1 protein-coding gene and 3 tRNA genes are annotated in these 1,882 nt (G+C 39.5%); 3 read left to right on the forward strand and 1 reads right to left on the reverse strand.

Features of this window, described 5'->3' with window-relative positions; genetic code table 11:
- Positions 1 to 1,224 (reverse strand): GAF domain-containing protein (locus H5202_RS21665; protein WP_182773865.1); only part of this gene is annotated, 1,224 nt, incomplete at its 3' end.
- 263 nt (positions 1,225 to 1,487) lie between these two features.
- Here H5202_RS21665 and H5202_RS21670 point away from each other — a divergent pair.
- The 3 genes from H5202_RS21670 to H5202_RS21680 all read left to right on the forward strand — a co-directional run bounded on the left by H5202_RS21670 (position 1,488) and on the right by H5202_RS21680 (position 1,793).
- A tRNA-Arg gene (locus H5202_RS21670) sits at positions 1,488 to 1,564 on the forward strand.
- A gap of 50 nt (positions 1,565 to 1,614) precedes the next feature.
- Positions 1,615 to 1,690: transfer RNA gene (locus tag H5202_RS21675), tRNA-Tyr, on the forward strand.
- A gap of 26 nt (positions 1,691 to 1,716) precedes the next feature.
- Positions 1,717 to 1,793, forward strand: a tRNA-Pro gene (locus H5202_RS21680).
- Positions 1,794 to 1,882 lie beyond the last annotated feature (89 nt).

The raw sequence follows: 1,882 nt of genomic DNA on the forward strand, positions 1-1,882 counted from the left end.
GTTTTTCAGTGATTCATTCGCCAATTTACGCTCAATAGCATTGGCCATGTGCTGGGACACAAACGTCAGTAGCTCTAAGTCTTTTAATTGATAAATATGAGCGTCATCCAAGCTATAAATCGTTAATGCGCCAGCGACATCGCCATTAATGATCAGCGGAATGCCTATCCATTGATGCATTCTATCGGTTTTGTTCAATTCTGGTGATTTTGCGTAAATCTCACCATTAGCAACCATGTCAGCGATATCTTTAGATGATAATAACCGCGGTAATTTATGTTCTAGGATGTATTCTGTTAGCCCATCCTGCATGGGACGAGAGGCTGGATATTCGCTTGTCATTTGCGAAACGTAGAAAGGAAACGACAACATATTGTTATCGTTTATCAATGAGATAAAACAGTTATCAGCCGGTATTAATTGACTGATAATAGTGTGAAGTCGTAAATAAAAGTCTTGTTGGAGTACATTTGATGCCGATAAATCAGCAATTTCGAATAAGGCTTTTTGTAATTTTTCGGCTTTAACTCGTTCAGTTATCTCTTTTTTGACTTTTTCATAAGCTTGGCTGAGTTCTTTAGTGCGTTCAACAATGGCTTGCTCTAGGTGTTCATGATGCTCAAGCCGTTCCATTACTCCAGAAATATGATGGCAAATGAAACCCATTAATTCTAATTCTAGCTCACCGTAAGTATTGTCTTCGTTATAGCTTTGTACTACTAGCACACCACTAACGGTTTCTTGGTTCTTAATGGGTACGCCAAGCCATTGGTGGCTTGGAGAGCCAAGGCTTTTAATATCGTCACTAGCAATCAATTCATTAAACTTATTATCGTCGCATAACAAAGGTGTGCCATTACGGAGCACATAACCTGTTAAACCACTATTGAGTAATGCTGATATTTCCTGGTCTGGGTAGAGTTCTGTTGGGTGAGAATCTTGTTGGTCGGCAAAAAAAGGTAAACTTGTCAGTCCGGTTTTTGGGTCTTGAGATGCAATAAAAAAATTTTCAGCAGGAATAAGTTGTTGTAGATGTAAGTGTACTCGTTGATAAAAGTCATCAAGTGAAGTGACTTGGGTTGCAATATTAGAAATACCCAATAAAGCGTTTTGAATAGTCTCAGAACGCTTATATTTTTTAGCCAAACGCTTTAAGCGAGCGATCCTTTTTTGCAGATGCTCGACTCGTGGAGAGGTTATTGAGAGACTAATTTTAGTATCCATACCCTTGTTGACCGTTATCCTATTAATTATGCGAACAAATTATTGTTGAACAACCATTATAATTACCATAAATACAAATGTGATCCAAGCTAAATAAATGTCAGTATAAAGTTAACAAAGGTTAAAAATGAGTGTGAATGTACGAGAATGGGCAAATAGTTACCATAAATGAGTCAAAAGTTAAGCAGTCAGTTAAAAAAAGCAAATCAGGGCTAGACGTGAGGTAGGTTTATCCTTATTATATGCGTCGCTAACCAAGGCGAGCGCCCATAGCTCAGCTGGATAGAGCGTACCCCTCCGGAGGGTAAGGCCGAAGGTTCGAATCCTTCTGGGCGCACCATTCGGCATGTACTGTTTTGTCGTATTGGTTAGTAGAATTGAAAGTCAGTGGTGATTGTAGCTCAGTTGGTAGAGTCCCGGATTGTAATTCCGGTTGTCGTGGGTTCGAGCCCCATCAGTCACCCCATTCAATTTTTTGTTTTATGTATATTTCGGTGATTAGCGCAGCCCGGTAGCGCATCTCGTTTGGGACGAGAGGGTCAGAGGTTCGAATCCTCTATCACCGACCAATTTAACAAAAAAGCCACTCATTAGAGTGGCTTTTTTGTTTCTGAAGATATTGAAGATTCATTCCCATCTTATATTTGATGTTAAATGC

This window comes from Shewanella sp. SG41-4 (assembly GCF_014164505.1).
In the GTDB taxonomy this organism is placed as follows: Bacteria; Pseudomonadota; Gammaproteobacteria; order Enterobacterales; family Shewanellaceae; genus Shewanella.